Source organism: Paenibacillus sp. CR_12 (assembly GCF_041953985.1).
GTDB classification, from domain to species: domain Bacteria; phylum Bacillota; class Bacilli; order Paenibacillales; family Paenibacillaceae; genus Paenibacillus_AQ; species Paenibacillus_AQ lautus_A.
Map to the genome: position 1 here is coordinate 1,541,200 of NZ_JAVFHO010000002.1, position 25,904 is coordinate 1,567,103.

Sequence of the window (25,904 nt, forward strand, 5' to 3'; positions counted from 1 at the left end):
ACCGTCTTCCAACCTTTTCATGGGCGAGCACGCCTCAAGATGGTTGGATCTGCCGGATGCGAACCTCCTCCGGCCGGTAAACCGTCTGCACTTGTCCCCCGGCATCGGTCGTAAACATCACGGTCCGCTCCCGTTCCAATTCGAAAGCGTAGACCTTTCCGGTTGCCGGGTCCTTTACCTCGACCTCTGCGCTTGCCCCATGCTCGGAGACGAAGACGTACAAGCTTCCTTGCCCGAACGTCAGCTTGCGGCCGTAAATACCCGGAAGCTCGCCTCCCTTCGGCCATTCCATCTCAGGCGAAACGGCTGCGGAGCGGATAGCTTCCGCGTACAGCGCCTGGATCGGCTCCCAGCGCTCGTTCATCTCGACCGGGAGCGGGCACCAGATGAACCGTCCCGAGCCCAAGGTCACCGTGACGGGTGCCAGCGTCCCATCCAACCGGCCCGCCGGACGATCCACCGCCAGCGCGTTAATCTTCCGCTCGCCGAACGAAACGGCGAAATGCTCTCCCGCCAGCTCCAGCGTTTCTTCCCGAAGAACGTTGGCATGGACGGTTTCGCCGATCTCCTGCTGCAGACGATGCGGTGCCGGTCCCCAATACGCATCGGTGCGAAGCGGGCCGGTCCACAAGACCGTGCTCCCTTCCCTTGCCAAGTCGAGGAGCTGGGCAAACGCGCCATCGTCGAAATTATGCGCGCTCGGCACGATGATCAGCTTGGCCGGATAGCGCTTCAGGTCCTCCAGCTGATATTCGCCGATGCCCCGCGGATGGACGTTCATGCCGAACGTCAATGCGCGCATGGCCCTCGTCGTCGCTTCGTACGCCAGCTTGCGGCTGGAAAAATCATTCGAATACGGGTAAACGACGGCGATATCCTCCAGCTGCCGTTCATCGTCGAACAGGCCGGCTGCTTCCTTCATGAAGCGGCCGAAGTCATAGGACACATCGGCCTCCGGCTTCTGCGTTCCGTCCGCCCGAAGCGCCCCGATGTTGGATTCGTTGGCATTATCCATGAAGTAGTTAATATTCCAAATCCACTGCACGGCACCCGCGCCCCCGGTCGAAAACGAATACGCGTACTTCCGCTCCAGGATGCTGCGAAGCTCTTCCTCCGTCCGCTTGGCGATGCCGTCCGGACGCTGCACGTGCATAATGCCGGTCTCCTGGATCAGATTCGGCTTGTCCGGCGTTTTCGTAAATATGCCGTCCCAGGCCAGGTGATCGTTCTGCCACCAGGAGTGGACCGTCGTGTAATCGACCGCGGGGCCATAGAACGAAGGCGACGGACGCTGGGAGCAGATGCCCTCATCCTGCCCGACCGTTACCAGCTGGCGGGGATCGGAGCGGCGAATGGTGCCGATGAGCTCGGACGCCCACCGATTATGCATGTCCATGGTGAACAGCGTGAAATCGATCCACGGTCCCCACTTCTTCGGCTGCAGCACGCTGTTGAACAGCTTGTCGTCCGGACTCGGCGCAGGCGCCGACTCGAATGAAGGCAGCTCGCCCGGCGTCATGTTCCAGCGCTCCTGAAGCAGCGCCAGATCATCCCCGTGGCGCTGCCGCAGCCACTCGGACCAGGCCTGCCGCTCGAACCGGTCCCCCATCGATACCGGCCCCTCGAAGATTCGCTTCGGATCGAACAGCGAAGGCTCGTTGATCAGGTCCCAATGCACGTTGGTCGTGCCCCTGTGACGTCCGACGATGGAGGCGACGAAGCGCTTTTGCGCCTCCACCGATCGCGGATCCAGGTAGGGGTTCACGCCTTCCCAGGCTTCGGGCGCAAACGAGAAGAACGTAAACGTCACTTCAAGCTCATGCCGCTTGGCCGTCAGGATAAAGGCATCGATCGCCCGCATGACGTCCTCGGCCGCATGGCCGTCGGCAAACATGATCATCCGGTACCCCGTCCATATGCCCGTCCGGATCAGGTTGATTCCTGCCCGCTTCATCTCCGCCATATCCGCATCCCAACGCTGCACGTTCGGCAGATGGAGGAATTTGCGCGCGACGTCGGAGGTCATGTACGTCATGCCAACGATCGGAACCGTCCGCCCGCCGCGGCGGAAGTAATCGCGCCCGCATTCCAGCCGCTCTCCCGCCTGCAGCAGCGGACGATCGACGCCCCATACCGCCTGGGTCAGGGTGCGGCGCTCCCCGGAATCGGACTCGGCTTCGCAAACGATCCGGTACAAGCCCGCTTCCAGCCGTACGGGTACGGACAAGCGAAGCTGCTGCAGATCCCGCTGTTCCATGCCGGCTTCCGACTTCTCTTGTCCGGTCCAGACGGTCTCGCCGTCGGCTTCCTTGATAAGACTCACCGCAAAATGCCAGGTCTGCGCCGGGGCAGACGTCCGGGACAACGACTGCAGCTGGATCGTCAGCCGCATCTGCTCGCCCGGCTCGTAGGAGGCGTAGTTCGGCTTCAGCCACAGCTCCGTCACGCCTGTTCCCGCGTAATCGGCCAGTTCCTTCAGGACGTCCATCCCTTTCGTCTCCCAGAACGATGCCCTCAGCTGCTGGTTGATCAGAATCCAGCGGCCCCCGGCGTAATCGCCCTTATGCTGCTCCAGCATGACGACCGGAGCGGACCGCTCGCGTCGATCACGGTCCATGCCGATCAGCAGCGGCGAGATGACGGCGTCCATCGGACCGCATGCCCCCATCTCCGCCGGGATGTCGCTCGCTTTGGTCGGATGCAGCGTCAAGCCCCAGGTCGGCTCGATGCCAAACAGCTCCTCGCGCCCCAGCAGGATCGGGCATTCGGCGGAGGCCTTCAGCTCCCGGACGCGCGATACGTCAACCGCCAGCGCATCATGGATATCCATTCGCTGATGGTAAGCCAGCTGCTCGCGTTCGGCATGCCAGCTTCCGTTCAGCTCTCGAACCGGCCTGCGGAAAGGCACGCCACTGGCATGAACCAGACCGCCGCCGGCCTTCAGGTGGGCTTCGATGGCCGCCCAAGCCGCTTTCGGAAAGTATGGCCCGTGCAGATGAACCAGCGCGTCCCAGCCGCCTTCCGTCAGACGATCAGCCACGTCCGCGGCACCTGCGACCACCGCCCATTCCCGCAATCGCTCCAGTGCTTCAGCAGACGGACGTTCGCCTTCGTAAGGAAAATGCTCGTCGTAAAATACCAGCGTTCTCATCGCCTACTCCTTTCTTGTCCGCGGCTGGCCGTCGACGTATACGGATGTACCGCGCGTTCGCGCCCAGTCGGCGATCCGGGAAGGGTCGCCGGTCCAAAGGCGGTTCACTCCCCATGGATTGGTCTGCGGCCGCTCCTCGCATTCGATGCGGATGACCGGGAAGAGCTCGGTCGGACGTTCCCGCGGCAGCCCTTCGATCCACAGCACGTCGCCTTCCTGTCGGAACGACAGCTCCTGCCCCGTTGTCAGCAGCGTCACCCGTGATACCGGCGTCACCAGATCCGCCAGCCTCAGCACCGGCCTCCCATCCCAGAAGCGGATAATGAGATACAGCTTGTTGTCTTTCATCGTCTGCCGCCCGTAGGTGATGAACTCCGTGAGGTTCCCGCCGTCGGAGCCGTAGATGGCCTCGCCGTGAACGTCCAGCCACTCCCCGATCTTCAGCGCCCGCTCCACGAACGCCGGCGGAAGCTGTCCTTCGGGCTGCGGTCCGACGTTAAGCAGCAGATTGCCGCCCACGGTCCCCCCTTTTTCCGCGCACTCGCACAGCATGTCGAGCAGAACGTCGGCCGGACGCCATCGTTCGCCGTTCGTGTACCCCCACAGCCTCCACGTGGTGACCTGGCTGGATTCCCACAGCCGCTTCTGATCCGGGACGATGACATGCTCCGGCGAGCCGAAATCGCCCAGCACCTCGGAATCGCCCGAGCCGCCGCCGCCGTCCGCATGCAGCTTCTCCTCCTCGGACAGCCCAAGACGGTTGTTCACCAGGATGTCCGGCTGAATCGACTTCATCCGTTCCACCAGTTTGATGCTGTCCAGGTCCTCCGCGGTTCGCGGCCAGACCCCGTCAAAAAAGAAATGATCGATGCGCCCGTATTTCGTGACCAGCTCTTCCACTTGGGCATGCAAATACTGCTTCATCGTCTCCCAGCCCTCGGGATCCTTCTCCGGTCCGTCGAAGTAAGCCGGGATCCGCCAATCGATCCAGGAATAATATAAGCCGACCCGAAGCCCCTGGGCCCGGAACGCATCAGTAAATTCGCGTACCAGATCCCGGCCGGGCGCCTGCTTCGCGCTGGAATAATCCGTCGTGGCCGTATCCCACAGGCAATACCCGTCATGATGCCGCGTCGTTAAGCAGGCATATCTCATCCCCGCTTTGCGCGCGGTGTACGCCCAAAGCTCGGCGTCAAAGAATTCCGGATTCCACTCGCAGGCCTTCCGCGCGTATTCGGCCTGGTCCAAATGCTCCCGGAACAGAACCTGCTCGCCGCGCCCGTATTGGGCATAAGGCCCGAAATGAATAAACATGCCGTACCGGCTTTCCGTAAACCATTGCCAGCCTTCCCGGATGGCTTGTGTTTGCTTGGTCATGAACTACGTCCTCCTTATTCTGCACGGCTCTTGCCGTGCGGCCAGCCTTAATAAAGACTTTCGCTTCTGACTCTTTGAGCAGTCTCAAGGCTTCTTATGACCTTTACTCTAGCCCGGGAATCCCTGTCTTGAACACTTTACTTTTGAGAGAAAACTTTGATTTTGGCCAATATCGGAGAATTGAAGTCCTAAACGGTAACGTGGATCACTTTCGAATCCCCTTGGAGCCTCCTTCGAATTCCCTCTGTACTCCTCACGGAACGCTCCATGGCGACGCACGAAAAAAAGCAACCCCTTCCCGGTTATCAAACCGGGGAAAGGATTGCCCTGTTTCAATGTTTCTTAGCCGTTAGTGCGCTGACCTTACGACTGACCCGCTCTCCACTCATCGAATTGCCGTTTGTATTCATCAACGACCTCATCGAGACCGGCGGACTTCATTGCGGCCAGCATTTTATCGTAGGCGTCCTCGTATTTCACGACCCCGTGCATGACCGGATAGACGCTGGTCTTCAGCTCGGCGATGCAGTTGGCGTACTGCGAAGCAACGTTGGTCGGATCGAAGGTGAAGCCGATCGTGATGCTGTTCACGGCGTCCTCCGATACCGTCGTGCGGCGCTCCAGTCGCGCTGGGTCCGTATTCGTTGGATAACGGTTCATCTCAACGTGGCCGAGCAGCCAGTATGGAAGCTCATAAGCCGGGGAACCGTTCTCGTTCTTGGCCAGATAGTCCTTGGTATTCTTGCCTGTATCCTTCCAATGCACATCTTTCACGCCGCTTTGGACGAGATCCATGTTCTCCTGGCTGCTGTATACCCAGTTCAAGAATTGAATGCCGGCCTCCGGGTGCGGAGACGTGGCTGAGATCCCGTTGGAATTCCGGATCGCGTAGGATCTGAATTTCGGCTGGTCGGCCAAATAATAAATATCCAGCTTCGCATCCGGGAACGTCTGAAGAATGGCATCGCTCAAGCCAACGTCGCCCGGACGGTAGAGATAACGTCCTGCCAGCTCCTCCTGGTTGATTACCTCCGTCGGCGTCGTAAGCAGATCGCTCATGATCAGCCCGCGCTTGTAAGCCTCGTTCATGAACTTCACGTCTTTTTTGAACTCCTCGGTTTCGAACCAGGACTTCACGTTCCCCTGCTGGTCGATGTAAATCATATTGTCGGCCACGGTAAACGGATAGGTGTCGTAGGTCGTATGCAGGAAGTAGGCTGGCTCCTCCAGCATCTTGATATATACGTTCTTGTTGTCCTGCGGCCAATTCTTCTGCAGCGTCTCTGCTGCATTGAGCAGCTCTTCCGGCGATGTCGGCGGCTTCAGGCCATTTTTCTCGAGCAGATCGGTGCGGATCGTGAACATGCCATCGTTATACGCGGTATCCGCCCAGAAGTTCGGCACGTACGTGATCTTGCCGTTGATTTTCGACGACTCCCAAATCCAGTCCGGCATGGAAGCTTTCAGCTCGGTGCCATACTGTTCCAGCAGATCGTCGATCGGAATGATACCGCCGCTGCCCGCAAGCACCGTCGGTCCTTTGGTATCGTGCATGATGGCAATCAGCTCGAATTCCTCGCCCGTCGACATCATGAGGTTGGTCTTCTGATCCCATACGTCCCACGCGATGTACGTCGGTTCGTACGTAAGGTTCAGTCCGTCGGCCTCCAGCTTCTCGTTGATCGCTTTGACCGCCGCATCCAAATCCTGCGGCGCAGAGCCCGGAAGCAAATACCGTACCGGCAGCTTGTCCCCTCCGCCGTTCTCCCCGCTCGCCGATCCATTCTCACTGCCGGCGTCGCCGCCGCCGGAGCAGCCTGCGATCACGGAAACCATGAATATCGCGGCCAACCATAGTGCTAGCGCTTTCCTTTTTTTCATGCATGTGTCCCCCTGTCTTCATTTGGTTTAGTCATGCGGTACGATTCCTATCTTAAGTAGACAGTAGGGAAAACGTATACTTCAAAATGATGGTTTTCGCCATTTTAAAACACTGAATCTGCCCGTCACTGCGCCTTTTTCGTCTCGATCGCATGCTGGCTGCGGAACTGGGCCGGCGAGATCTGGTAGTGCTTTTTAAACAGCGTGTAGAAATAGGTCGTATTCAGAATGCCCACCTGCTCGCTGATCGATTGAACCGACTCCTCGGTGCTTGCGAGAAGCTCACGCGCCTTCTCCAGACGAACGGCATTCAGGTAATCGTTGAACGACAGCTCGCAATGCGCCTTGAACAGCTTGCCGACATAGCTGCGGGACAGCTTCACCTCGCCCGCCACCTGCTCGAGCGACATATCCGGCCTTGCATAATGCTTGCGTACGTACATCTGGATAAAATCCACCACCTCCGCATGCCGGACCGCTCCCGATTCCTCGGACAGGCTGCAGAGCCTAAGGGCAAGATCCTTCAGGGCATCCGCGGTTTCCTGCAGCGTCTGAAAGCGGGTAATCCGCCGCGTAAAATCGAGGAAGAGATCCGCGCTTTCCCGATTTTTCACGGTATGGACATTGAGCTGCTTGTACAGGCCGCCGATGAACTGGTTGATGAAAAACATGACTTCATGGTAGTTGTAATCGCGTATTTCCTTGATCCACTGATCGATTTCCTTCTCCAATTTATCCCGCTGCTGCAGCTTGATGGCCTCGATGATGCGCTTCTCTCGCTTGTCCGGATACTGCGCCTCGGAATGCTCCGACTCCGCGGCGATGACCGGATCGCCATGGAATATCCTGCCCTTTCCCGCGAAAAAGCGCTGCTGGAAGCAGGACTGCGCGCAATCGAACGATTCGCGCAGCTCCTCGTACGTCTGCGCGGCGGTTCCGATGCCGACGGTGACGGACACGCGGAGCGTGCGGAGCATCTCGCCCTGCAGCTCCTCCAGCATGCCCAATACATGGAGCGGAAGCCGGCTCTGCTTCATGGGGAGAATGATTGCAATGGTTCCGTCCCCCACCGTTGCCACGCTCGCTCCCTCCGGCTCCAGCATCTGCTGGGCCGCCTGGGCGACGGCCGCGCAGGTATAGGACTGCAGCTCCTCGTCCTCGCCCCCGGGCGAGCCGTCTAAGCTGTCGAGCAGAAGGACGGCCGCCAAGAAATAGGGTCCCTTGCCTTCGCGGGCCAAACGGCGGAATGCCGTCTCGTCGCCGCCTTTCAGCAGCTGCAGCACATGCGCCTGCCGGGCGACGGAAGCCTCGGACTCCATCGACTTCATTTTCTCCGTCATTTCCGCGTAAGTGGTATCCAATATGGCAAATTCGTTGATTTGCCGACGGTTTTCCTTCATCTTCGGAATGGCGCTCATTTTCTCCAGCAGGTGGCGGATCGGGTTGTACGCATGATGCGTCAGCCAGATCGACAAGAACATGCTGACGACGAAGCAGGCCAAAGCGAGAACCAGCGCCGACGTTCGGAGCGCCTGCATGTTGAACAACAGATTTTGATATTGGCTGACGCTGATAAACGTCCAGTTCATATCCTTGGATTTGACATAGGTAACCAGGCTCTTGCGGCCGTCGATGGAGCGGGTGAAGTAACCGCTTTCCGCGTCCGATTCCAGAATGGACTGGACATAGGACTCCTGCGATACATCCTCCATGAACCGGGACCGATCCGAATGGGTGATGATGGTTCCCTTGTCGTCAATGACGTGAAGCGAATCCACCGCTTCGTTGCGGTAGCCTCCGATCAGATCCTGGATGGTGTCGATGCTCATGTTGATTACGATCGCGCCCTTGGAACTTAGCGGCGAATAATAGCTCGGAAGGAGAACGAAAGTCAGGACGTCTTCGCTCCGCTTCGCCGAAGTGGCGGTAGAGATCTTGCGCGGGAACAGATGAAAATAAGATGTATTTTTGCTGTTGATTTCCTCCAGCAGCGCCTTCTCCTGCTCCTTGGTAATCCCCTTCGTATTCAGGTACGTGTTATTCGAGCCGTTATAGATCCCGATCGAATGGATGAACGGATAGGTGGACTGGACCCGGTTAAGGGTACCGAACACGCCATATTGTTTCAGCGGATCAGCCTCTTTGTCCAATAGGGCGTTCACGATCTCCTTGTCGCTGAGCAGAAGGTTGCCCACGTTATACACCTGGTCGCGGATGACGCTGGATACGGCGCTGTTCTGCTTCAGCATCGACTCGGATATTTTTCCTACCTCCTTCGCGGTGCTCCAGGAGAACATCATGTACAGGACGACGGTTACGAGGGCAATCATGGCTGCCGTGAGCAAAACAAAGCTGAGAAACATATTTCGATACACTGCATAACGGAATAATCGCTGCCGGATCATATTCTCCCTCCTTTATCATTCGGTCTATATAGTAAACTGTGATCTTATCATTCTTGAATATTACTAACATTATATGTAATATTCATGTTAATTTAATGGGGTTGCTTAGCCATCCGATCGCTTGGAACGGATAGATATTTTATTCTCATCTTACATTTGCTCAGGGCATACATCAATATGAAAACGCATTCTTTATTTTCCTCCCCAAACTTCCCTTCATAGGCTTCATCGGCTAAACCCCTTATAAAACCAAGCTTTTCCGGTCATTATTCAATCCTGGCGACACTGTGCGAAATACTCAAATTCGAAGTTTTTGCCGTTTTTTAAAGCAGGCGTTCCCCCTTTCAATCCGCTCAAACTCCATTTTCATAGTTTACTGCACGCGGCAACTCTCTTTACACTCGAAACAGAACTGCTACGCTTGCAGCCCCCATCACTTACGAAAGGACGTGCCTACTCATGAAAAAAAGCCGCTTCGGCTTCCTGCGCGAAATCCGCTCGAACGGATCCGCCTACCTGCTCGTCGTACCGGCTGCCATCTATACGCTGGTCTTCGGTTATTTCACGCTTCCGTACATGCTCATTGCGTTTCAGAAATTCAACTTCAAGACGGGACTTTTCAATTCCGCCTGGGTCGGCTTTGACAATTTCAAGTTCTTCTTCTCGTCGCCCCGGGCTTGGGAGGTCACCTTCAACACCTTGAAGCTCAATTTTCTATTTATCATCGTCGGCACGCTCGCAGCCATGGCGCTGGCCATACTGTTCAACGAGCTCCGCAGCCGCTGGTTCTCGAGGGTGACCCAATCCACGATTTTGTTCCCGCATTTCTTGTCCTGGGTTATCGTGAGTTACATCATCTACAGCTTGCTGTCGACCGACTACGGTATCCTGAACCGGATCCTGGCGTTCTTCCATATCGACCCCGTCAACTGGTACGCCTCTCCGCAATACTGGACGTGGATTCTTACGACCGCGGCGGTATGGAAGGACCTCGGGATGAACCTTGTCATCTATCTGGCGGCGATCACGGGAATTGACGACAGTTATTACGAAGCCGGCCGGATCGACGGCGCTACCCGTTGGCAGCTCATCCGCCACATCACCATTCCGCTCATGCTGCCGACCATATCCATCTTAACCCTGCTGGCTCTGGGCAAAATCATGTACGGCAGCTTCGACATGATCTATGCCATCGTCAAGGACAACGGGCTGCTGTATCCGACGGTTGACGTCATCGATACGTATGTGTTCCGTTCCCTCCGCACCATCGGGAATCCGGCACAGGCCATGGCCGTCGGGCTGTATCAATCCGTGGTCGGCTTTATTCTCGTATGGGGCAGCAACAAAATCGTGAAGAAGGTGAATCCGGACCATGCCTTGTTCTAAAGCAAGCCGGAATCATTCGGAAGGGAGCGAAATCTAGATGACGTCCAGACCTAAATTTTTCGACGCCGTGAATGCCGCGCTGATCGGCATCATCTCCATTCTCTGCATCCTGCCGATGCTGCTTGTGCTCATGGTGTCCTTTACCGACGAAGCCAGCATTAAGCAATTCGGCTACCAGTTGTTCCCGAGCGAGCTGTCGCTGGATGCCTACAAGCTGCTCCTGTTCGGCAGCACGCCGCTGTACCGGAGTTACATGATCTCGATCATCGTGACGGTCGTCGGCACGATCCTTGCGGTCACCATCACGTCCATGGCCGGATATACGCTGGCCGCCAAGCATATCCGTTACCGCAACGGGCTCGGATTGTTCTTTTTCATTACGATGGTATTTAACACGGGCCTGGTGCCCTGGTATCTGATCAACCTGAATCTCGGCATGAACAACACCATCTGGGCCCTGATCATACCGTCCCTGGTGTTCAATCCGTTCAACCTGTTTCTTGTGCGCAACTACATGTCCCAAATTCCGCCTTCCCTGACGGAGGCGGCCAAGATCGACGGCGCGAGCGACTTCTATATCGCGTTCCGGATCTACTTCCCGCTCTGCATGCCCGTTCTGGCCACGATTACGCTGTTCTACGGCATTGCCTACTGGAACAACTGGTTCAACGCCATCATGCTGGTGGACAACGAGAAGTTGTATCCCCTTCAATACCTGCTGTTTAAGCTGAACTCCGAGATCAGCATGATTCAGCAGATGCAGAGCAGCGGTGCCATCCTCGGCAGCCAGACGCTGCCGCAAGAATCGGTGAAGATGGCCACCGCCATTCTGACGATCGGGCCGGTGGTGCTGTTCTATCCGTTCCTGCAGCGGTATTTCATAAAAGGGCTGCTGATTGGCTCTTTGAAGGAGTAAAGGTTTTATCCACATGCCATGATCTCAGGACATAAGCAGGTAACCCGGCTTTACTGAAATCAAAGAGGCTAACCGCTCTCACGGTTAGCCTCTTTTTTTATATGCTGGATGTCTTTATGGATGCAACCTCTGCCGCTTCGGATGGAACATCGTCAACAGAGTTCGTAAGCGTAACCCTGATGTTCTACATCGGGACAGTAACGGTAATCCGGTTTTTAAAAGAACAGGATGAATGCTAAAACGCCCGGCTTTTGACTTCTCCTTGATAAGCCAATGCATCCTGGGCCCTTAACCGCTGAACCTCGCTCAGCTCCGACAACTCGGCCCATTTGTATTCCGAATGCTCGGAGCTGAGCACAATTTCCTCGTGAAGCGGGATCGAACAGCGGAATATGCCGACCTGCGCGTTGATATGACTGTGATAATAAAATCCGGTCAAGACCGCATCTTGCAGGGTAAGGCCCAGTTCTTCGCGGCATTCGCGAAAAATCGCTTCATGGATCGTTTCGCCGGAATCCACCCCGCCCCCGGGCAAACTCCATCCCTTATTCCCATAGGTCCGTTTTAATAAGAGCAGCTTGCCGTCAGCGTTCAATATGATGGCATGCACACCAAATCTGTACGTGTCATGAAAGCCCAACGTTCATCCTCCCATCCCGTCAATAAATGCTCATCGGCTACCTCAAACGATCCTTCATTTCCTCCAGCACAATTCCCCACCATGAAGAGGAACGTACAGCAGGGAGATCCATCTCTTTCAGCTCCCGCTTCATTTGTTCGAAGGCTGACTTCCACTCGTGCTGAGCCTGCGAGGCGTCCGGACGGGTTCCCGGCTTGATCTCTCCACTTCTGAACTTCTCAAGTTTCTCGCGAAATTGTTCTGCCGTCAAAATCATGGGAGGTGGATCAGGCTGCAAGCGCTCCGTTTGCTGCTTGAAGCGAAGCACACGGTCCATAAAAGCGAGCAGGCTGTCGATGGAGGCGTTTATGTAGGTCGGTTTCTGTGTACCTCCCTCCGTGACTGCCCACACTCCCCCTGTATCCTTTTGGATCGCGACATGCAGCCCTTCGCTCCAGATCTCCCTTCCGATCGCGATATAGGCTCCATGAATATCCTGTAGCGGTAACGCTTCATGAAACAGAAGACCCAACGGTGGCTCCTGCGGATCAAAGACCGGCATTCCCCGATGCACAAGCGTTTCCACCGTCTTATCGTGCATTCCCAGGACGTCCAAGCTTTCCCTCGTATAAGGCAGCACTCCGTGATCATACAGCGTATGATATTGCGGCTCCATTCTAACCCTCCCTTAAACTCCTAAACCGGTACGTATTCTGTAACCTATAATGATGCAGCGCGGTCTACAGATATTCGCCGAAATAAAACTGCAGCGCTTCAGTGGAATATCCGTCACTTCCCTGCCACTCCGACATCGAGAAGAAATCGTCGTCCCTTCTCGGACGCGTGCGGGGCGTATCCTTCGGAACCAGCACGCCGGCATATCCCAGAATTTCCATCAGCACGTCTCGTTCATGCTTGCTTGAAGGCAGAACATCCTTCAAGCGCTTCTCAAGATGACGCGGGCTTTCTGATTCGGCGCATCCGTCGACGGCTGTCATCAGCTTCCTCAGAATGGCGATATCCTCCTTGTCCACCGTCAGGCCCTCCTCATGGCTCAACAGCTCCAGATCGAGCCAGCAGTAGAGAAGCTGATTCAAGCGGATGCCTCCCCATTTGACCCGTTCGAAATTCAGCACGTTCAGGTCGGCATTCACGTAATTCCCGTCGGACTGGAGCCCGGCATGGTTACAATCTCCGCAGCTGCTGTAATTCGGCATGGCCGAGCGTCGTTCTTCGTACTGATGCAGAGGCAGGCGCGATGTAAGCGCCCAACTGGAAAGCGCGCTTCGCAGATGCACTTGTCTCGTGGACAGGCTGTGCAGAAATGCGGCAGCAACCCTTTCTTTAGTAACCGTCTTATGTAAGCTATGAAGCCGCTGGTTCAGCTCATCATGTCCGATGGTGATGGGGTCGAACATCAGCCTCATGCTCTTCGCGTAATCAAAGTCCTCCCCGACGAACGGCAAAGGACTGCTTTTCCAGCCGCTGGATGACCAGAACGTTTGAAGTAAAACCTTTTTCGCCTTTTTGTCCACAGCTTCCACTTCCCATTTTTTTCTTGTCCCTATCATAACAAAATCTTCCTATAAAGCGAAGACGATCGAAATCTGACTGAGTTGGATTGAAGCCGTGAGACTATGAAAACTACGAGTTATATCATGTAATGAATAATGATGAATTTATTCTTAATATTTCTCCGAATAATCATTATAATGATATAATGTTTCAAATAACCCTATCCTTGTTGATCAAATCGGAATTTCGCATGACATGAAAAGAATGCAATGGAGGATGCACCCAAAATGACCATTCACAACCTCAAATCATTCATCGTATCCACTTTCACTTTCCGAATAAACTGGAATCACTTTAAGTCGAAGCTGCTCTTAAGATACGTTCTGTCTTATATTCTGATCTTCCTGATTCCTCTGACTGGAGTAACGATGTTTGTTTATGATAGCGCTGTCAACGGGCTTCGTACCGAGATCGAACAATCCAACATCAATCAATTGAACCAGGTGTCAATGACCATCGACTCCCGTATCGCGGAGCTTCGGGAGCTTTCCGGCCGGATCGCTTACGACAGACGCTTAACCCCTTATATGGTCCGTGATGATTATTACAGAGTGGAAGCCATACAAGCTTTGGCCAACTATAAGGCAAACAGCAGCATTATTGAAGACATCTTCTTATACTATCATAACGACCCGATTATCTACTCTTACCGCGGCCTGACGAATGTTAACGTTGCGTTCGACTCCTTCTATCGTTATGAGAACTGGAGTCTGGAAGATGTCACCCTTGCGCTGAACGAGACGAATAAGATGGTAATACGGCCGGCCGAGAATGTTACGATCAACAACTCCAGGCAGGAGACGATGCTGACCATCATCGTACCGATCAAGCCCAATGCCCCCTATCCGTACGGGAGCGTCGTATATATGGTGAAAGAGTCCAATCTTACCGGGGTCATGGATTCCATTCTTAGCGATTTCACCGGGAGCAGCTACATTCTCAATCAAAATGATGAAGTGCTTACAGCGAGCAATCACGGCGTAACCCTGTCTCAAGAGCACCTTGGAACATTGGCTGCGCTTGATGCCGGCATACACAATCTCTCCCTGAATAATGACAAGTATTCCGTCGTATCCGTCAAATCCGGGGAGAATGGCTGGAACTACATGACCATCATGCCAAGCTACCAGTTCTTCAGCCGGGTCGCTCATGTACAGACGCTCATTCTGCTGGTGTTTGGCATCGCCGTCATAACCGGAGTGCTTGCCGCTTTTGTGCTGGCTAGACGCCAATATCACCCGATTAAGGATTTGATGGAATTCGCCAAGCTCAGAGTTAGCGATTCCCCAGAGCCCAAAACGCGCAATGAATGGGAATGGATTCGTCAGACCCTTCACGATTACAGCACCCGGATCGATATGCAGGAGCCCTTCGTGCGCAACCAATGCATGCTGCTTCTGCTGAAGCACGGAAAGCCGGATGATCCCGAAATCGAGCGAATGATCGCCGGAGTCGGACTGGAATCTCCCCAAGAACAAGTCATTTATTTCTGTGTGATTCTGTCCTGGGAAGAAAACGATGCGGCCGAGGATGTCGTCCAGAAGGATCGTCAGCAGGTGCATGAAATTCTCAGCCATGTTGAACCATCAGGGCTTCAAGCGAATATCTATGGCGTTGAATTCTCAGCCGATAATCAATTTGCGCTGATCGTATCGCTTCCTGACCCTGGTCAAGATTCGCTGAAGCTCCGGATGGAGCAGATCATTCGCGCGGTCCAGGGATTGATCTCCGAGAACACTCGGCTCGATCCGAGCATGGGCGTAGGTACGCCCTACCGGGATTTGGGGCAGCTGAACCAATCCTTCATCGAAGCCGCAACCGCACTCGAGCACCGAATGGTCGGCAGCAGCCGGATCACCTATTTCGACCAGTTGGCAGAGCAGAATCATCCTGTCGCCAAAGGCGTATGGCTTCCAAGAAAGTCGCTGCTCAAGCTGGAGCAAAGCCTAAAGCAAGGCAACGAGTCGGTGGCTGTGCAGATGATCGCCGAGATGATGGAGACCATCCGCAGCGAACCGCTGCAGATTCATCTGCTGCGCTGCATTTGCTTCGATCTGCTGAACGCGCTGCTTCGGTCCGCCTCTGAGGTTGGAATGAACGAAGCATTCAGCAGCATCTCGGACTATACGTCGTTTGAGACGCTGGAGGAATTTGAGGACAAGCTGTTGTCGCTCACGACAGAGGTTTGCGAGAAGGTTGAACGGAACCATGAGCAAGCAGCGCCAAAACTGATCGATGATATCGTACATTATGTAAATCAGCAGTTTGGGGACTATACGCTCAGCCTGGAGCATGTTGCCCTTAAATTTTCCGTCTCTACCTCTTACTTAAGCCGCAGCTTCAAAGAGAAGACCGGGATCAGTTTCTCGCAGTATATCTGGAAGAGGCGTACGGAGGAAGTCATTCGGCTGCTTGTGACGACAAGCGCTCCCCTGAAGGAAATCATCGAACAGGTGGGCTACCTGGATGCACCCAATTTCATCCGCAAATTCAAGAAAGAAACCGGGCTTACGCCCGGTCAGTACCGCAAACAACATCGTTCGAATAGGCTGGATATATAACAGAAGGGCCCTTTAGGAGAACTTGTCTCGAAAGGGCCCGGATGCTTCTACTTCACTCACTGCGGTTCGTTCAAGGTATGCTCAACCAGCTCATCGACCGGCACGGTAGCCAGTGCAATTGCTGTGTCGGTCACACCATAATAGATATAGAGCAGACCGTCTTTGACCACGTTTCCTGTCGGGAACACCACATTCGGAATCTGATAACCGAATTTCTCGTAATAGGTTTCCGGTTCCATAATGTAATTCTTCGTTCTTGCTATGACCTTCTCAGGGTTGTTCAGGTCAAGAAGCATCGCCCCAACACGGTAAACGACCTGATCATCAACGCCGTGGTAAAGGACCAGCCAGCCTTTATCGGTTCGCACAGGCGGCGTGGCTCCGCCGATTTTCCTGGATTCCCACGCCGGATTCTCGGCTTTGGCCAGAAGCTTCGGCTCTTCCCAATGAACCAGATCCTCGGAGTACGTAATCCATATCGCCGCGCTGTCCGTTCCGTAAGCTGCACCCACGTATTCCTCCGGACGGCGCAGCAATACATACTTTCCGTTAATCTTCTCAGGGAACAAAATGTTGTCGCGGTCATTGATATCGAGCGGTGTCGTATCGGCAACGAACTCCCAGTCGATCAGATTGTCCGACTTCACGATCGAAGAGCGAGTGAGCCAGTGGCCCTCCTCCTCCCCCCAGCCGTCCGGATATTTGGGTATCGACCGCTCCGGTATCCCCGCTCCCGTCGGATAGTAACTCATGGCGCATGGCCTAAGGGCATAGTTTAGATAGTACGTCCCGTCGATTTTGACAATCCGCGGGTCCTGGACGCTTCCATATGGAAAGCCCAGCATGTCAGGCGTCACGATCGGCTCGTCTTTCACGTGCGTAAAATTCACCCCGTCTTCGCTCTCCAGCAGTCCCAAAACATTCTTGCAAGGCGTTAGCGAGCCTGCGGTTCGCTCAATCATGTAAAACTTCCCGTTGTCTATAATAACCGCAGGATTGAATACGGTGACTTTACGCCATTCGTACGTTCCTGGAACGACGATCGGATTGTTCGGATGTCTCGTCATTTTCATAGGCTATGCCTCCACATTTGTATAATATTCAGGAGATTTATCAGGCCCTCTATCATTCTATGTTTAGCTCGACTTCCAGCGGTCATATGCGCCTTGATAGATTTCAACAACTCGGTCGGCACCCATTTTCTTCATCGTGTTCAGATAGTTATCCCAATTGGACAACGGTTCTGCGCCGGTTATGAATTTCGCCTCCATCTGTTGTACATACGTGCTCAGATCCGAGTTCAGGCTGTTGATCTCGGTTTGCTCTTCCACGGTAAGGAACAAGGCAGGGAACGGAGGTCTTGCTCCCCGATCGAGCAGTTTCTCCTTCGTTTCCTTTTCAACCCACAGATCAAAGTCGGTCTTTAATCCTTTATTGATATCGTCCGTGTTGATGGTAGGAGCCGGAATGCCGTAGTTTGGCGTCAAAGTCGCGCGGTAATCCTCCATCTCCATGCCGTCCGGCACAGACAAATAGCGTTTCACGCGATTGGCTTCATCCGTGTACTCCCACAGCATCCCTTCCGGTCCTTTGTTGAAAAAAAGCGACCCTTCATAAGAGTAAAGGTAGTCCACCCAACGGATCGATGCTTCAGGAGCAGGATTGGTAGCCGAAATGGCAAATGCCCCTGTCGTAATCCCTCTGTTCTTGGCGATGGCCGGCTTGTCTACCAAATCGCTTTTCACCGGAGCGAACATCGGATCCTTGGTGGACGGTTCTCCGCCTTTGGTCATGTAGGCATGCCAGTCGGAGAACAGGGCCACCTGATCGTTCTGTGCCTTGGCCTTTTTCTGTTCTGCGGTTTGCGAGAAGCTTTCATGGTCAAGCAGATCCTCTTTCCAAAGACGGTTCATATAGGCCAGATACTCTCGGAAGCCTTCTTCTATCGGGGTATAATGAACAACATCCGCATCGTCTACATAAATTTCGTCTTCATAAACGCCGAAAGCGCCAAGAAGCCAAGTACGCAAATCACGAGCATTGGTCGTAGCCGTCGATACGGAAGAGATCGGGATTTCATCGGCGACTCCATTGCCGTTCGGATCCTCTTCTTTTACCCGCTTCAGGAAGGTGTAGAGCTCCTCGGTCGTCTCCGGAAGCTTGTCGATATTCAGGGCCTCCAGGAAATCACCGTTGTACCACAGCGGGTTGCGATACCAGTGCTGGCTTAAATCGACCGCAGGCAAAGAGTAAATATGCCCATCTGGAGCCGTAATGGATTTACGAATCTCCGGAATTTCGTCCATCAGCGCCTTGAAGTTCGGAGCATATTCCTCGATGAGCTCCTCCAGCGGAATCAGAATACCCTGCTCGCCATAGTTCATCTGTTCGGCCGCGGTCAACCCTGCAGCATAGAAGACATCCGGGTAATCGCCGCTGGCAAATACGAGATTCTTCTTCGTATCAAAGCTATCCTTCGGTGCGTTCAAGTATCGGAACGAAATGCCCGTCTTTTCCTCCATCTGCTGCAGCACGACCATATCCTTCCAGTTCTGAACACCGACATCAGGTGCCATCATGGTCAGCGTAATCGGTTCATTCATAATCGGGAAGCCTTCCTTATTCACGGCGGCTGCTTCCGTTGACTTTGTTCCGGCAGATTTCGTATCGCCGGCCGAACCGCATCCGGCGAGCAGGGACAGGGCTGTCATCCCCGTCAACACCAGCTTCCAAGGTTTGCTTGTCATCTTCATCCATGTTTCCTCCCTTTGCATACTCAAGCTCATATCTTATAAAACGCTTTCATTCATCATCCTTTTACAGAGCCGATCATGACCCCTTGGACAAAGTATCGCTGTAAAAAAGGATAGAGAGCCACAATCGGCAGAGTAGATACAACGATAACCCCGTATTTGATCAATGATGCGGTTTCGGCTTTGGAATTCATTGCCCTGGCGGCATCCCCGCTGATTCCGGCGCCGGTCGTCTCCGCCGTCATTTCCTGAAGAACCAGAATCTGCCGCAGCACCATCTGCAGAGGATACTTGCTCTCATCGTTGAGATAGATCAGAGCCGGAAAATAGCTGTTCCAGTGACTGACCCCGTAAAATAATGCCATGACTGCAATAATCGGCGCGGACAGCGGCAGAATAATGCGGACGAACAGCTTCAGGTTGGTACAGCCGTCCATATATGCCGCTTCCTGCAGTTCCTTGGGAATCGTCGTCTGGAAGAACGTCCGGGCAACGATGATATTCCATACCGATGCTGCTACGGGAAGAATGAGCGCCCCCATCGTGTTGATCAGCCCCAAATTCCGGACGACGAGATACGTGGGCACAAGCCCTCCGGTAAAGAACATCGTGAACAGAGTAAATCCCAAGAACAGTTGACGGCCGACCAAATCCGACCTGCTGAGGGCATAAGCTGCAGGCAGTGTCACGGCCAGGTTCAATAGCGTTCCTATTCCAGTATAGACGATCGTGTTCAGATATCCGTTCCAAATCTTCGGATTTTCGAAGACCAGCTGGTATCCGGCCCAGGTAATCTCCTTGGGAAACAGCCACATCGCACCGGAATTCACCTGCTGCGGGCTGCTGATCGATGCGCTGAGAATATAAACGAGCGGATACAGAACAACAATCAGGGCGATGCATAAATAGATATAAACGCTGCCGAGAAAAATCTTGTCCCCCTTCGATTCCTTCATCGCGGTAACCAATGCACTTTCCTCCTTTCTACCATAGGCTGTTCTCGCTGGTGCGTCTGGCAATCCGGTTGACCGTTACCAATAGAATGACGTTGATCACGGAGTTGAACAGGCCAACGGCTGTCGAGAAGCTGTACTGCGCGTCGACCAGACCGGTCCGGTAAACATAAGTTGAAATGACATCGGAAGATTCCATATTCAGCGAGTTCTGCAGCAGCAGTATTTTTTCAAAGCCAATCGTAAGGATGTTGCCCATGTTCAAAATCAACAAAATGGTGATCGTTGGGAGAATGGCCGGGAGGTTGATGTGCAACAATCGTTTGAAACGACTGGCTCCATCCACAATCGCGGCTTCATGCTGCTGGGGATCGACCCCGGACAGCGCGGCCAGATAGATAATGGTCCCCCATCCGGTACTTTGCCAGACCCCCGACAGAACGTACACGGTCTTGAACCACGCCGGATCCGACAGAAAGTTCGGCGCATCGATGCCCATCCATTTGATCAATTGGATCAGGATGCCTGTGGACGGCGATAAGAAGGTAATAATCATACCCGCCATGACAACAACGGATATAAAATGAGGCGCATACGTAACGGTCTGGACGATTTTCTTGAAGGGACCCGTCCGGATTTCGTTGAAAGCGAGCGCCAGGATGATCGGCAGCGGAAACCCGATGATCAGCTCGTAGAAGCTGAGGCTGAACGTATTCCAGAGCAAGTCCCAGAAATAGTAGGAATTGAAGAAACGCTCGAAATGATCGAAGCCCACCCATGGGCTGTCCATGATTCCTTTGCTAGGGATAAAGTTCTTAAAGGCAATCTGGATGCCGTACATGGGCGCATAGTGAAATACAAGGAAATACAGTAAGGCCGGCACCAAGAACAGATAGAGCTCCCAGTTCACCCTGATTCGTTTACCAAGAGACGTTTGGTTTACACCTGGATTAGGCGGCTTCGTTTCGCGATGGATGGAACGTCTTTCGGATATCACAGCAAGCAGTCTTTTTCCCTTCATGTTTCCCCTCCTTTCTTACATATCGATTCATGTCAGGTTATCTGGTTCACTCACGTACATCACGTTTCAGTGATTAACAGGTAACGCTTACATTCCAAAGTGTAGAGAAGACAGCATGACATCGTAAATGTGTAAGATGTGCATTGTCACCCGTCTGTCCGGCGAAATCCCGCTGCTGTCCTTTATTTTTCATCCGAATCTCCGCGATTTTTGATCATAGTTAATACGGAGTATGTGTAACATATGAACCTGTTATCAGGATTCATATGTTACATATTGTGCTCCATCAAGCGTTGTGCGAACATGGCCTGCGAACACCGAATATGCGTTAACTCGCACGAGAACAAGGAAGGGCAGAATGAAAATGTCTCTGTCCATTTCATTCCCTTTGACCATTCACCAATCCAAATAAAAAAACCACCAACTTTAATTGGTGGTTTTTTTCTGAATTCTTTTAGTTAGTAGTAGTTGTAGTAGCTTATTGCTGTCTTTCTTGCTTCGGAATTACTTCATCGCTTTAGCCAGCTCGGTGAAAATAACCCCGAGCGCATACGCGCCCGCATCCGGGTATCCGATGCTGCGTTCCCCTACCGTGCCCGCTCTACCCATTCGGGCAACGATATCCGCCGTCTTCTGCGCGCCGAGCACCGCCGCTTCGGCCGCTTTGATCGCTGCCGGCTTCATGTCTTCGCCTTGCTCTCCACTCTGCATCCAGGCATCCGCGAACGGCACGAGCGCATCGATCAGCGTCTTATCGCCGACGACGGCTCCTCTTCCGAAGGATCTTTCGCCCGTATCCTGAATTCCTTTGACGACGGCCTGCATCATCTCCGCGACCTCATGAACGGACAGCTCCTGTTTCTGCCCTGCATATTTGCTTGCGGATCGGAACGCCGATCCCCAGATCGGTCCCGAAGCCCCGCCGCAGTGCTCCATAATGATCATCGAGCAGGCGTCGAGGAAATCGCCGATATCGCGAAGGTGATGGGTAAGCAGATCGTTCCACTCCGATTTTAGCTGCTTGAAGCCCTTGGCGACGCTCATCCCGAAATCGCCGTCTCCCGCATGGGCGTCGAGCTCGCAGAACGGCACCTCGTTCTCGATGATGACCTCGCTCATCTGATCGATCAGGTACACGATATTTTGCAAGGATAACCGGTTGTTCTTAATCACCGCTGCCGCGGCATCCGTATTGTTTTTATACGATACCGTGCCTTCTGACTTCTCTTGCGGAATCACCTCGGTATAATTCACGGGCTCGAATGCGCCCTTGACCGTTAGTGCCGGCGTATCGCATGGCGCAGACAGCCACTTCTTGAGCGTCTCGTCCAGCTTCATGATCGTTACCGAGGCACCGGCCATATCGATGCTGGTCATATAGTTGCCGACGAATCCTTTGAATACCCGCTTGTTTCGAGCCGTTAATTCACGCGTCACGGAATTGTTCAGCAAATACAGCTCCTGCAGCGGCGTGCCGCCAAACCCGTTGATCAATACGGCAACTTCGGCATTCGAAGCATCATCCAGCTCCAGGTTATCCAGCAAAGACGTAACCATCCGCTGCGCCAGCTCATCCGCTGGAACGGCTTTCTCCCTGCGGATTCCCGGTTCGCCGTGAATGCCGACGCCATATTCCATCTCGCCATCCTCGATCTGAAACGTCGGGGTACCTTTCGCGGGAACGGTGCAGGAGCTAAACGCGAAGCCGATGCTGCGGACATGGTTGATCGCATGCTGCGCCGCTTCTTTCACTTCCGGCAGGGACAGTCCCGCTTCCGCGGCCGCTCCGGCCACCTTATGAACGAGCACCGTTCCGGCAACTCCTCTTCTCCCAACCGTGTAGAGGCTGTCTTCCACGGCGATGTCATCGTCCACCTTGACGTAATCCACTTCAATGCCGTCTTCGCCTGCGAGATGGGCAGCATTCTTGAAGTTCATGATGTCGCCGCTGTAGTTCTTGATAATAAGCAGCGTCCCCTTATCGCTGGCGGAGCTGCGGATCGCTTGGTACACCTCGATTTGGGATGGAGAAGCAAATACGTCCCCGCACACCGCCGCATCCAGCATCCCGGTTCCCACAAATCCGGCATGGGCCGGTTCGTGCCCGCTTCCGCCGCCGCTGATCAGGGTGACTTTACCTTGATTGATCTCTTTTTTGGAAATTACTTTGTATTTAGGGTCGAACGCCAACTCGGGATGCGCCAGTACCAGCCCATTGCACATTTCCCGTACCAAGGTTTCCGGTTTGTTCATGATTTTCTTCATCTTAGATCTCCTTGCTTGATTTATATTGACGGCCCAACTGGTCAGCCGCCATAATGGCCGATGCTACCGCTTCCTCCGAAATCGGGAACGGCATCGAATGAATGGATTCCTCGGCAATGCATGCCTTCTTGGCAACCTCAAGCAGTTCCTCGTAAGTGACATGCTCTACGCCGATGTCCGCCAGGCATACGGGAAGACCGATCGACAGACAGAAATCCAGCACTTCCTTCATTTCATCCTGTTCCGCATTCTCAAGCACCAATTGGGCAATCGTGCTGAAGGCTACCTTCTCGCCGTGATAATAATGGTGCGTTCCTTCCAAAGCCGTCAAGCCATTGTGAATCGCATGAATCGCTGCCAAACCGCCGCTCTCGAAGCCCAAACCCGATAACAGAATATTCGTCTCGATGATATTCTCCAGCGCAGGCGTCACGATGTTCTGATCGCAGGCCAGTTTCGCCCGATATCCGTTCTCGAGCAGGGTGTCATAACATAGCTTGGCAAGTCCCAACGCGGTGATCGTTCCCTTGGCCTCGCCGCCGCACGGCAAACCGGCATTGACATTGGAGTACGATTGAGCCGTCGCTCTTGCTTCGAAATAAGTCGAGAGCGCATCCCCCATTCCAGCAACAAGGAATCGAGTTGGCGCTTTCGCAATAACCGTTGTATCGATCATGACGACGCTTGGGCTTTGCTTAAAATAAGCGTAATCGTCGAATTCGCCTTCGGGGGTATAGAGAACCGCCGAATGGCTTGTCGGTGCATCCGTTGCCGCAATCGTCGGAACGATAATCAGTGCCTCGCCTTCGGCTACGCATTTTGCCGTATCGATCGCTTTGCCTCCGCCGAGGCCAATCGTGCAGGCACATTGATGCTCCTTGGCCAATGCCTGCAATCTGGCAACCTCCTCCCGGGAGCATTCTCCACGGAATCCGCTTTCAACGAGCGTTATATTAAATGTCTGTTTCGTTGCGTCCAGCTTGTCTTTCACGCGGGCAACGTCATCCGGATGGGCGATCAGCAGCGCGGAATCTCCGAATGTTTTAACGAAATATCCCAGATTCAACAGTTCGTTCTCACCTTGCACATATTTTGTCGGACTGATAAATGCCCTTCTCATTTTTCATTCCTCCTAATTTGACTATATGTATTATTATAGGTTGTGCTCATTCGGGAAGCATGAAACAATGAGATCGGAATAAAGCGTTTTCTCATCGTGTTTCTTTGTCATCTAGATGGCAAATTGTATTATCTTGTCCTTTAGTAGAGTTATTCGCTATAATGATGAATAGAATTTCTATTACGTTCATAGGAGAATATCGTCATGTCCAAATCCCGGTTCGATTTAGAAGAAATCATCGATTTGGAGAAATGGGAGAAGCTGCAGGATTCCTTATCGCTTGTGACCAAAATGGCGATCCTTACGGTCGATTACAAGGGCGTTCCCGTGACCAAGCACAGCTACTGCCAGCCTTTCTGCCAAGGCGTGCGCCAGGATGGCCATCTCTCGCAGTATTGCCAAAAATGCGATGCGCGAGCCGGCATTGAAGCGGTTCGCCAGAACAAGCCATACATCTATCTGTGCCATTTTAACATTATCGATATCGCCATTCCGATCATCATCGATAACCAATATCTTGGCGCGATCATGGCCGGACAGCTCAAGCTCCGGGAGCCTGACGCGCCGATGCTGGAGCAGATCGTGTCCCGGCCGCCCAATGTGGAGTCAAACCGGAAGTTCAAGGAGCTCGAAGAGGATTACAACGCCCTGCCAGTCCTGTCATACGAGGAAGTAACAAGGTGCGTGGATCTGCTGCTGCAATTGAGCACGTATATCGTGGAGGAAGCCATTCAAAAGCATACCAAGGTGGATATGTACAAAAAAGTGCTCACGTCTAACATGGACGCGCCAGTGTCGGTTGAAACGCTGAGCGAGTCCGATCGCGCGGTCCGCAGCATTCAATCCATCCAGCAGGAGCTGTCAGGGGCGCTGATCGACACCAAATTGAAGAATGGCGCCGGGCGGTTTGCTTCTTCGAATCCGGTGCTTCAGCCCGCGTTTGATTACATTTTTACGCACAAGCATGAAAACTTCAGCCTGAAGGAGATGGCCAAGCTGTGCCACATCAGCCCCAGCTATTTCAGCCGTATATTTACGAAAGAGACCGGGGAGAATTTCTCCGTCTTCATCGCCCGGCTTAAGATTGAATGGGCCAAGCGGCTGCTGGAATCCACCGATTCGCCGATCCATCAAGTGAGCGATGATCTAGGCTTTTGCGACACGGGCTATTTCATCAAAACGTTCAAAAAGTTCGAGAACCTCACCCCGGCCGTGTACCGGAACATGTATGCCGGGATATCCGCGAAGTGATCGTTCCAGGCTGTCGACCATTCATGTAAAAATCCCTTCGTGCATGCACGAAGGGATTTTTGCGATGGCCGTTATCCGGCAAGCCCCGTTAACGGGTCTTGTTCTGATTCCGGTAGTCATCCACGACAATGGAATATAATTTCAGATCTTCATGTTTGCCTTTCACGAATATCGACTGTCTTATGATTCCCTCAAAGGTCATGCCGGCCTTTTCCATCACTCTGGCTGATCCTAGGTTTGACGGCAGACAGCTGGCTTCGATTCTAACCAGCTTCATTCGTTCAAATCCATAAGAGATGATGGTCCTGATCACTTCGGTCATGTAACCGCGATTCCAATAATCCTTGGACAAGGCATATCCCAGTTCTGCTTTGTCATGATGAACGTTCCAAGCCATAAATCCTGAAGTTCCGATGACCCTTCCGGTTTCTTTGTCCACGATCCCCCACGGGGCCACGGCATGATGGTCGTATTTTTGCAGCACCTTGTTTAGATAATGGCGGGTATCTTCCATCGTTTGATGCGTCGGCCAGGAGGTATATCTCGATACCTCATCATCCGATCCGTAACGAAAGATATCTGGCTCGTCCTCGCTTCTTAATTTTCTTAAAATCGTTCGGCCTGTTTCTAATGTTGGCAGATCCGAGAAGATATCCTCTATCCGCATGTC

At 53.5% G+C, this 25,904-nt stretch carries 18 protein-coding genes; 4 read left to right on the forward strand and 14 right to left on the reverse strand.

Going from position 1 to position 25,904, the window contains the following annotated elements; genetic code table 11:
- Window positions 1-34: 34 nt before the first annotated feature.
- The 4 genes from RB297_RS10855 to RB297_RS10870 all read right to left on the reverse strand — a co-directional run bounded on the left by RB297_RS10855 (window position 35) and on the right by RB297_RS10870 (window position 8,814).
- Window positions 35-3,151: a glycoside hydrolase gene (locus RB297_RS10855; protein WP_375120416.1), complete on the reverse strand. Its 3,117-nt coding sequence runs from the start codon at window positions 3,149-3,151 to the stop codon at window positions 35-37.
- Between the two features lie 3 nt (window positions 3,152-3,154).
- A complete protein-coding gene (locus RB297_RS10860) occupies window positions 3,155-4,528 on the reverse strand; it encodes an alpha-L-fucosidase (RefSeq protein WP_375120417.1) in 1,374 nt (457 codons plus the stop codon).
- A 363-nt stretch (window positions 4,529-4,891) separates the two neighbouring features.
- Window positions 4,892-6,409, reverse strand: coding sequence for a DUF3502 domain-containing protein (locus RB297_RS10865; protein ID WP_375120418.1), 1,518 nt, complete (start codon window positions 6,407-6,409; stop codon window positions 4,892-4,894).
- A gap of 125 nt (window positions 6,410-6,534) precedes the next feature.
- Window positions 6,535-8,814 (reverse strand): helix-turn-helix domain-containing protein, encoded by a 2,280-nt coding sequence (locus tag RB297_RS10870; RefSeq protein ID WP_375120419.1) that lies wholly within the window; start codon window positions 8,812-8,814, stop codon window positions 6,535-6,537.
- Window positions 8,815-9,273: 459 nt separating this feature from the next.
- On the opposite strand from RB297_RS10870, the gene RB297_RS10875 reads away from it, so the two are divergent.
- Window positions 9,274-10,200, forward strand: coding sequence for an ABC transporter permease (locus RB297_RS10875; protein ID WP_009589944.1), 927 nt, complete (start codon window positions 9,274-9,276; stop codon window positions 10,198-10,200).
- 37 nt (window positions 10,201-10,237) lie between these two features.
- Entirely contained in the window at window positions 10,238-11,116 is an 879-nt protein-coding gene (locus RB297_RS10880) for a carbohydrate ABC transporter permease (protein WP_009590031.1), read from the forward strand.
- Window positions 11,117-11,351: 235 nt separating this feature from the next.
- Here the strand turns inward: RB297_RS10880 and RB297_RS10885 are convergent, their stop codons facing one another.
- The 3 genes from RB297_RS10885 to RB297_RS10895 all read right to left on the reverse strand — a co-directional run bounded on the left by RB297_RS10885 (window position 11,352) and on the right by RB297_RS10895 (window position 13,270).
- Window positions 11,352-11,756 (reverse strand): NUDIX hydrolase, encoded by a 405-nt coding sequence (locus RB297_RS10885; RefSeq protein ID WP_009589775.1) that lies wholly within the window; start codon window positions 11,754-11,756, stop codon window positions 11,352-11,354.
- 37 nt (window positions 11,757-11,793) lie between these two features.
- Window positions 11,794-12,411 (reverse strand): SUKH-4 family immunity protein, encoded by a 618-nt coding sequence (locus RB297_RS10890; RefSeq protein WP_375120420.1) that lies wholly within the window; start codon window positions 12,409-12,411, stop codon window positions 11,794-11,796.
- A gap of 64 nt (window positions 12,412-12,475) precedes the next feature.
- Window positions 12,476-13,270: a hypothetical protein gene (locus RB297_RS10895; protein WP_375120594.1), complete on the reverse strand. Its 795-nt coding sequence runs from the start codon at window positions 13,268-13,270 to the stop codon at window positions 12,476-12,478.
- 267 nt (window positions 13,271-13,537) lie between these two features.
- Here RB297_RS10895 and RB297_RS10900 point away from each other — a divergent pair, with 267 nt between their 5' ends.
- Window positions 13,538-15,871 carry a helix-turn-helix domain-containing protein gene (locus RB297_RS10900; RefSeq protein WP_375120421.1) on the forward strand — a complete coding sequence of 778 codons (2,334 nt, stop codon included), beginning with the start codon at window positions 13,538-13,540 and terminating at the stop codon, window positions 15,869-15,871.
- A 56-nt stretch (window positions 15,872-15,927) separates the two neighbouring features.
- Here the strand turns inward: RB297_RS10900 and RB297_RS10905 are convergent, their stop codons facing one another.
- From RB297_RS10905 to RB297_RS10930, 6 genes are all read right to left on the reverse strand, one after another.
- On the reverse strand, window positions 15,928-16,944 hold the full coding sequence (locus tag RB297_RS10905; RefSeq protein WP_375120422.1) for a glycoside hydrolase family 130 protein: 1,017 nt from the start codon (window positions 16,942-16,944) through the stop codon (window positions 15,928-15,930).
- Between the two features lie 63 nt (window positions 16,945-17,007).
- Entirely contained in the window at window positions 17,008-18,624 is a 1,617-nt protein-coding gene (locus RB297_RS10910) for an extracellular solute-binding protein (RefSeq protein ID WP_375120423.1), read from the reverse strand.
- 56 nt (window positions 18,625-18,680) lie between these two features.
- Window positions 18,681-19,592: a carbohydrate ABC transporter permease gene (locus RB297_RS10915; RefSeq protein WP_375120424.1), complete on the reverse strand. Its 912-nt coding sequence runs from the start codon at window positions 19,590-19,592 to the stop codon at window positions 18,681-18,683.
- A 16-nt stretch (window positions 19,593-19,608) separates the two neighbouring features.
- Window positions 19,609-20,598, reverse strand: a complete 990-nt coding sequence (locus tag RB297_RS10920; protein ID WP_096775961.1) for an ABC transporter permease — start codon at window positions 20,596-20,598, stop codon at window positions 19,609-19,611.
- Window positions 20,599-21,102: 504 nt separating this feature from the next.
- Window positions 21,103-22,863 (reverse strand): dihydroxyacetone kinase subunit DhaK, encoded by a 1,761-nt coding sequence (dhaK, locus tag RB297_RS10925; protein ID WP_375120425.1) that lies wholly within the window; start codon window positions 22,861-22,863, stop codon window positions 21,103-21,105.
- A 1-nt stretch (window position 22,864) separates the two neighbouring features.
- A complete protein-coding gene (locus RB297_RS10930) occupies window positions 22,865-23,983 on the reverse strand; it encodes a glycerol dehydrogenase (RefSeq protein WP_096775963.1) in 1,119 nt (372 codons plus the stop codon).
- A gap of 204 nt (window positions 23,984-24,187) precedes the next feature.
- On the opposite strand from RB297_RS10930, the gene RB297_RS10935 reads away from it, so the two are divergent.
- Window positions 24,188-25,234 carry a PocR ligand-binding domain-containing protein gene (locus RB297_RS10935; RefSeq protein ID WP_375120426.1) on the forward strand — a complete coding sequence of 349 codons (1,047 nt, stop codon included), beginning with the start codon at window positions 24,188-24,190 and terminating at the stop codon, window positions 25,232-25,234.
- Between the two features lie 88 nt (window positions 25,235-25,322).
- Here RB297_RS10935 and RB297_RS10940 read toward each other — a convergent pair whose 3' ends face one another.
- The gene (locus tag RB297_RS10940; RefSeq protein ID WP_213579323.1) at window positions 25,323-25,901 is read right to left on the reverse strand and encodes a GNAT family N-acetyltransferase; all 579 of its coding nucleotides are present in this window, start codon (window positions 25,899-25,901) and stop codon (window positions 25,323-25,325) included.
- Window positions 25,902-25,904 lie beyond the last annotated feature (3 nt).